This is a genomic window from bacterium, assembly GCA_016708315.1.
Lineage (GTDB): Bacteria > Zixibacteria > MSB-5A5 > CAIYYT01 > CAIYYT01 > JADJGC01.
In genome coordinates this window covers 288,034-295,928 of sequence record JADJGC010000024.1, presented here as the reverse complement: position 1 = coordinate 295,928, position 7,895 = coordinate 288,034, and the positions used below count along the sequence as shown (strand labels likewise).

The 7,895-nt window shown below is 51.8% G+C and carries 4 protein-coding genes; 1 reads left to right on the top strand and 3 read right to left on the bottom strand.

What is annotated here, in order from left to right:
• Nucleotides 1-205 (top strand): GIY-YIG nuclease family protein (locus tag IPH59_17310; protein MBK7093446.1); only part of this gene is annotated, 205 nt, incomplete at its 5' end.
• Between the two features lie 114 nt (nt 206-319).
• Here the strand turns inward: IPH59_17310 and IPH59_17305 are convergent.
• The 3 genes from IPH59_17305 to IPH59_17295 all read right to left on the bottom strand — a co-directional run bounded on the left by IPH59_17305 (nt 320) and on the right by IPH59_17295 (nt 7,802).
• On the bottom strand, nt 320-2,683 hold the full coding sequence (locus IPH59_17305) for a hypothetical protein (protein MBK7093445.1): 2,364 nt from the start codon (nt 2,681-2,683) through the stop codon (nt 320-322).
• Between the two features lie 269 nt (nt 2,684-2,952).
• Nucleotides 2,953-5,745 carry a putative Ig domain-containing protein gene (locus IPH59_17300; GenBank protein ID MBK7093444.1) on the bottom strand — a complete coding sequence of 931 codons (2,793 nt, stop codon included), beginning with the start codon at nt 5,743-5,745 and terminating at the stop codon, nt 2,953-2,955.
• Nucleotides 5,715-7,802 carry a hypothetical protein gene (locus IPH59_17295; GenBank protein ID MBK7093443.1) on the bottom strand — a complete coding sequence of 696 codons (2,088 nt, stop codon included), beginning with the start codon at nt 7,800-7,802 and terminating at the stop codon, nt 5,715-5,717. Before IPH59_17295 ends, IPH59_17300 begins: the two co-directional genes overlap by 31 nt.
• Nucleotides 7,803-7,895: the final 93 nt, after the last annotated feature.

Below are 7,895 nucleotides of genomic sequence, written 5' to 3'. Positions count from 1 at the left end.
ATACGTTGGCCAAACGGCCGACTTGCCGAAGCGGCTCGAGCAACACAATAGTGGTCTGAGTCTTTGGACGAAACGTCGCACTAATTGGTCTGTCATCTTCTTCGAGATTTTCGCCACTCGGCGTGAAGCCCTGACACGCGAGAAATGGCTGAAGTCTGGTGTCGGTCGTGACTTCCTCAAGAACGTCAGCAGAGAAGGCTCATAATCCGCCGCGGCGGATCAGGGGTTCAAATCCCCTCCCCGCTACCAAATTAACCCTCTGGAGTGTAGTCACTTCGGAGGGCTTTTGTCTTCAAGGTGCCATGAGCTAACCTAGGTTTCAGCTTGTTGATCGAGTCTGACTATTGTTCCAAGCGTTGCTTGCACCAAACAGGACATATGAAGCCGAGTAAATCAAGGCGGCAAAGAGCAACGCTATCGAGAATCCCCAGGCGAATGCAATCATTAGGACCAATACAGAACCAAGAACGGAAGCCGTACCATTGACTGCAAATCCCCAGTCGATCAATTCACCTACACGAAGCGCACCTTTGGGGAAGGGCATCCCCATGAAGAATCCGAGCGGGAAAATCAACATAGCAGCAATGACAATTCGAATTCCCATTTCATAATGTCCTGCCCAATTGGACACGTAACCGAAAAACAGTGCGTCGAGGACAATCCAGCCAACAATGCTTAGGAATGTCGTGCGGTCGCTCATTGATCCTGCGAAACGACTGCCAATTCCGGACGCCACAAGCAACGTCAACAGCACTGCCGCGACACTGTAAAGAGATGGACCGATCATCAGCGAATATTGCTGTATCAGCACAATTTCAACTGCCATGAAGGCAATACCGATGCAGAAGAAATACAGCCACGGCACAGGAAGCAATCGCGGACCCTCGCGAAAGTAGGGAATCAGATTCACGGGAATTGCAATCAATGCCACTATGCCCAACACCATTACCAGTATTGCACCTGCCATTGGGAAGCCTGAGAACTCTGCATAAGGATTCACTTTGGCGCGTTTCTCCGAGGTGAAATTTCTCCACAGTCCCATTTGCGCGACAAACGGACGATTGTCGGTGACTGGCGAAATATCCACAGTCGCCGTATCGGCCTCGCTCTTCCAGCCATTCTTGACTATCCGGGCAATCAAGTGGTTCGCAACCGAATCATTGGCAGGCGGATAAATCAAGTGAATCTGGCCGAATCTTTCGACGGTCAATTCTCCGAATGCGCGGTTGCGAAGATCATCCGAGAGCGGCCGCTTGGAAAGCAGGATCATCGTTCGACGCATCTGCGGCAAATCGTAGACAGCAAAATGATCGAGCGGCGCCTTTACACCGCTTCGATTCAGTGCGTCAATGACCTCGGTCACCAGCCTTGGCGCATAAACCTGATGCTCCATCATCATGAAGCCGCTGTCTGAGAGCGCATTCCAGTAGTCGACAAACGCTTCAGTCGTGAAGAGATAATTCTCCGCTAGTGCGAACGAGCCTGAAGCAAGCGCCGCCCAACTATTGGAACTTAGAGAATAAATGACATCAAACTTGTTGTGATTCCGCCTGACATAAGCGCGTGCATCTTCAGTTATGACTTTAACTCGGGGATCACGAAATAAATTGCCCGAGAAGTCGGCTACACTCGTCAAAGGCTGCTGCCAAGCCTCGAGTGCTGTGGAATCGATTGCACCAGTCGAATCGGGTTCCGGTGGCTTGGGGCGCGAATAACCGCCGGTGTCTGCTACAAGCATCATCTGATTGATGTATCCATTGACTTCGACAGCGTGGACCTCGGTGGCTCCTTCTACTAGCGCTTGAAACACATCTGACCCGCCTCCTGATCCCAATGAAAGAAAGACACACGAGTCGAATTGATCAATCAGGTACGAAACATCAATACCCCATTCAGCAGAATCGGCATTAATCGCCGACCAATCGCCATCAAAGCGATAGACCGGCGTATTAGCAACGTTGTCTATATTGATGCCTCTGGCCTCAGGACCGTAGTCATAAACCTTGATCTTCGACATCGCGTCCCAATGAGTGAAAATCACCGGCGCACGTTCGGTCCGCTCTAGCCCCAGCCACTCATCGGAACTGGGGGATACGGCAATCACAATGATAGCCATAATAATAGGGGCCGTCTTCCATACTCCACGACTAACAATGATTGATGCGATTAAGACAGGAATTGATACCAGTATCGAGGCCTGAAGCGTCCCGAACTGGTTCATGGCGACAATCGCTGCGACAACTCCAACACCGGCGCCAATCAAATCTGCCATATACAGCCGTGGAATGTGCGAGTGGTTGAGCTTGAATATTAAAGACAGTGCCATCCCGCCAAAGAAGTAGGCAGACATCAAGACGAAAACTGTCAGCACCAATTTGCCCACCGTCAACCAACTCGAAAAGAGCAGGGAGAAATCAGGTGCAATCGCAAACACCAGCGCGGGCCCTGCGACTGCGCAAAGCGCCGTGAGACAAAGATAGAGTCCGATAAGGCGGCTCTGATTTAGGCGCTGGAACAACCTTAGTGCCAGTCCTCCGAGTCCCAGTCCAAGAATCGCTACCGACAAGACAAGGAAGGCAAAGGTATAGAAGAACTCGGCAGAGAGAATGCGAGTCCATGTCAACTCCAAGGGAATTAGCGTCAATGATATCAGGCCGACGATCAGGTAGTTGCTCTTCTTCATATCTCCCTCGAGGAAAGTCCGTAAGACTTATGCCATTGAAGATTACTTACGTATCAGTGACCGCGTTGTTTTCGGTTTTTGGACGTTTTTGTCGAAATTACACCAAGGCTCACAGCGTACGCCAAATCTGAAGAATCGCTCGGTTTGTTCAAGAGCAACATGACGGCAAAAAAAGAAAAGCCGGGTTCGTTGATTGGCGAACCCGGCCTCCACGCTGATCTATCGGGAAGATCAGCTCACTTCGACAAGAAATAAGACCGAACGAAGGGCTATTTACAATTAGCGCACGGGATCGATCCTCCTGAGAAGATGAAGTTTATCATGTAAACAACATCGGAAATGGTCACCATGTTGCTACAGTCAGTATCTCCAGTTAGCAGCGGCTCCGGAGCAGCTCCTCCGGAAAAGATGTAGCCGATCAAAGCGACAACATCGGAAATCGTCAGATTACCGTTTGCATCACAATCGCCGCAACGTGCACAATAGCGAATGCCGATTCCGTTATTGTAATGAGCTGTAACGACGGTGAGAGGCAAATCGTCGCTATGCAGTGCAACCTCATCCAAGACGCCCTTGTACCTCAAGTATCCAAGGATCGGACTTCCGGTATTGAGATATCCCATTGTCAGCGGGTCATCTGCTGCAAGTGTTGTCGCGGATGGCGCGGACGACTGCAACTCACCATCCAGATAGAGACTCAATACTCCAGAACTCCGCGATGCAACCACGTGATGCCAGAAATCGTCGTTGACGACGGAGTTGCTTAGGAGGTTTACTCCGCTCATGCAGCAACGCAGCTTACCAATGTCTGAAGCTCCTCCATCGTGATTGATTCCAATCCACCACTGTGGTCCCCATCGACCGACAATGACCTCATTGGAATCGATCGCCGGAGCGATATCTCGTCTCATCCAGAATTCGACTGCAAAATCCTCAATACCGATCCAGTCAAACGAACCATTGTCCGCAACCTGCAAACCGACATTCCCCGCTCCGAATCGCTGGCCGCCGTCAACATTGCCGGAAACGGCGGTAGGGCAGGCGCCGACACATTGAGCTGTCAACGGTGTGAGGAAGTTGGCATAGCTCGGCCCTGACAGCTCGTTCAAACGCCAATAGTGCAGCATTGTCGGAGTACACTCCGTGATGCCTTCTGCCACCGCGATGACATAAACTTGCGCGTCATCGCCGGCGGTATTTGCTGCACGAACTTTCACCGGGAAGTTCGCGGCCACAGTCGGCAACCACGTAATTTCACCGCTCACCGAATCGATCTCCATGCCGGAGGGCGCAATATCCAGATAGAAAAATGGCGCCGGCGAACCGTTTGAATGTACCTGATATCGATACAACGAACCAGTTCGTGCCACAAGCAGGGGTGAAGATGTGATCAGTGGCGCCACTGGCGTCACCTCTAAGACATAGGATTGAAGGTCGGTGCCGAAGACATTCACTGCCTGCACTGATATTGGATGTGTGCCCGGCTGCGGATTTGGCCAGGAGATCAGCCCGGTCGTCGCGTTGAACGTAAGCCCCGGAGGCAAACCGAAAGGAGGAGTGCCAAACACGAAGTATGTCGCTGCTGGCTGCGCTGAGGCTTCAACATCATACTCGTAAGGTTCTCCGCCGAATGCCGAAGTTACCGGAGCAGATGTAATCAACGGTGCCAGTGCTGACACGATGATGGTGTATGACTGAAAATCAACGCCCGCCGCATTTATTGCCGAGATCGACACCGGGTATGCTCCTGTGGCACCCGGGGTCCAGTTAATCACGCCGGTCAATGAGTCGATAGTCATCCCGGCCGGATACGTTGTCAGCGTGAAAATCGGTTCCGGCGAACCTGTGGCTTCCGCGTCGTAGGTGTAACTACGATTGCCAAGGGCAGCCGTGTCGGGAGTCGAGGTGAATAGCGGCGGAACCCCAAGTTGGCAGTATCCCAGCCCGCTGAGTCCGAGGCTATAATGGTTGTCAATCTCGACCTCGGAAAGTGCTGAGCTGTAGAGCGCCAATTCGTCCAGAATGGCGCCTAAACGGTACTTGCCCGGATCAGGACCGTTGAACCACCCAATGGTGAGCGGGTCCGAGGCTGCCAAAGCTCTGCCCGCAGACACCTGCGTCACTTCGAGATTACCGTCGATATACATCCGCCATTCGCCGGCAGTGTTATCACGGACAAACGCCACATGATGCCAATCTCCATCTGTCACCGAAGTGGTGCTATATAGATCTGTAGTCGCGCCAAAGTAGGCTCTCACCTTGGTCTGGTGTCCGCCGCTCTCGCACATGACTCCAACCCACCAACCACCGCCAGAACGGCCAACTACTACTTCGTTGTTTGGTTGCGCCGATCCTCCGCATCCCGTGCTCTTGTTCAGCCAAAACTCGATAGTATAACTCGAAGCAGCTGTCCAATCGAATGTGCCGTCGTCGGGTACCGTGACCAGGTCAGTCAGACGGTCAAACTCTTGTGCGCTGCCGACCAGTCCGGCAACCGGCGTTGGACAGACACTACAAGTCGCATCTGTGCTGCCATAGCTGTCTTCCAGCGGCGGCACTGAGGTGTCATTCAGTTGCCAGTAATGTATCATGCCATCGGGACACCCTTGCGAGAGCACGGCGAAAGTCGCACCATCCGAGTCTGAAGCGAATTCAGGATCAGTCGCTGTAAATGTGATTATCTCGCTGCCGGTCCAGGTCGAACCTGGTGTCGTGATTGTTGCCACGCGATTGACAATCGAGACTGTAAGTTCAGTATTGCCCGAGTATGTCCAATTCATCTCCGCATCAGTATGGTCAGTATCCGAGATGTAGTCATCGAGATTGATAGTCGCGAATGACCCACCTTCGGCAATGCTCTGGCCAGGGATATCTGTAACTATCGGTGGATCGTTGACCGCCGTAACTGTGAAAGTCGCATCATCGGAGTCAAACGCACCGAGCGGGTCAGTAGCTATAAACGTAATCGTTTCGGTTCCAGACCATTCAGCGTCCGGCGTCGTGATTGTCGCCATGCGATTGACAATTGAAACTATAAGTTCGGTATTGCCCGGTATGTCCAATTCATCTCCGCGTCAGTATGGTCAGCATCCGAGATGTAGTCATCCAATGCGATTGTCGCAAATGTTCCGCCTTCGACAATCGTTTGACCGGGAATGTCCACCACTATCGGCGCGTCGTTGACCGCCGTAACTGTGAAAGTTGCATCATCGGAGTCAAACGCACCGAGTGGGTCAGTAGCCGTGAACGTGATCGTTTCGTTACCCGACCACTCAGCGTTTGGAGCGGTGACTGTTGCAACTCGATTGACAATCGAGACTGTAAGTTCAGAATTTCCCGAGTATGTCCAATTCATCTCCCCATCAGAATGATCAGCATCCGAGACGTAATCATCGAGATTGATAGTCGCGAATGACCCACCTTCAGCTATCGTCTGCCCAGGGATATCTGTCATTACCGGCGGATCATTGACTGCCGTAACTGTGAAAGTCGCATCATCGGAGTCGAATGCACTAAGCGGGTCAGTAGCCGTGAACGTGATCGTTTCGTTACCCGACCACTCAGCGTTTGGAGCGGTGACTGTTGCCACGCGATTGACAATCGAGACTGTAAGTTCGGAATTTCCCGAGTATGTCCAATTCATCTCCGCATCAGTATGGTCAGCATCCGAGATGTAGTCATCCAATGCGATTGTCGCAAATGTTCCGCCTTCAGCAATCGTCTGACCGGGGATATCTGTAACTGTCGGTGGATCGTTGACAGCCGTAACTGTGAAAGTCGCATCATCGGAGTCGAATGCACTAAGCGGGTCAGTAGCCGTGAACGTGATCGTTTCGTTACCCGACCACTCAGCGTCCGGCGTCGTGATCGTCGCCATGCGATTGACAATTGAAACTGTAAGTTCGGTATTGCCCGAGTATGTCCAATTCATCTCCGCGTCAGAATGGTCAGCATCCGAGATGTAGTCATCCAATGCGATTGTCGCAAATGATCCGCCTTCGGCAATCGTCTGACCAGAAATGTCCGTCACTATCGGCGGATCATTGACAGCCGTAACTGCGAAAGTCGCATCATCGGAGTCAAACGCACCGAGCGGGTCAGTTGCTGTGAAAGTAATCGTTTCGCTTCCAGACCACTCAGCGTTCGGTGCCGTGATTGTCGCCACGCGATTGACAATCGAGACTGTCAGTTGTGAATTTCCCGAGTATGTCCACGTCATCTCTGCATCAGTATGGTCACCATCTGAGATGTAGTCATCGAGATTAATCGTCACAAATGTGCCACCTTCAGCTATCGTCTCGCCTGGAATGTCCGTCACTACCGGAGTCTGATTGGCGGAGCAATAGGACTGCCCGTTCCCAGAGTTGTAGTGATTCTGAATGTCGCTCAAAGTCAATGCCTGATTGTAAACAGCGAATTCATCGAGCATGCCATAGTACTGAAAACCCGTGCTGAAGTATCCTATCTGCAACGGCACAGTTCCGGCACGGTTAGTTCCAATTGCCGAAGCACTTCTGTCCAATGAGCCGTCGATGTACAATCGATACTGTCCAGCTGAATTGTCATACTGAAAGACCACGTGATGCCACATATCGTCTGCGACTGTAACGTTGCTGTACATATCAACGTTAGTGAAGAAGCAACGCAGCTTGCCTACATTACCTGTCTCGCAATTGACGCCAATCCACCAGCCTCCGCTGGCAGTTGCTGAGCGGCCAACTATTACCTGATTACAAGTGTAACCACCTACCGGTGTCGTGCAGTTGCATCCCGAAGATCGCATCCAAAACTCGATCGTGAAGCTCGTCGTCGTACTCCAATCGAAGCTGTTATCATCTGCAATATCAACTCGATCGTTGGTTCCATCAAAATCCAACCCGTTGCCAAGCTTGCCTATCACCGTTGCCGGACAGTTTGTACAGGTGGCATTATTGCTGCCAAAGAAATCGTCATAAGGCCCACCTGACACTTCGTCAAACTTCCAATATCCGGTCATCCCGGTGGGACATCCGCTCGGCTGTGCGACAGCCGGGACCACCAGGCCGAATACCAGAATAGTCAGAAGAATTGCCGATACTTTGATCCAGATCGACCAAGAAAACCATTTACCAATTGTCATTTCTTTCTCCTTACGTCAATGCAGACGCCGGGACATGACCCGGCGACCCCGAATCGGGTAGGGAAGATGATCTCTTGATCAGCTTCCTCGTCC

Coding starts and splice junctions, on each gene's coding strand:
- IPH59_17305 (MBK7093445.1), bottom strand. CDS start 2,683: ATGAAGAAGAGCAACTACCTGATCGTCGGCCTGATATCATTGACGCTA.
- IPH59_17295 (MBK7093443.1), bottom strand. CDS start 7,802: ATGACAATTGGTAAATGGTTTTCTTGGTCGATCTGGATCAAAGTATCG.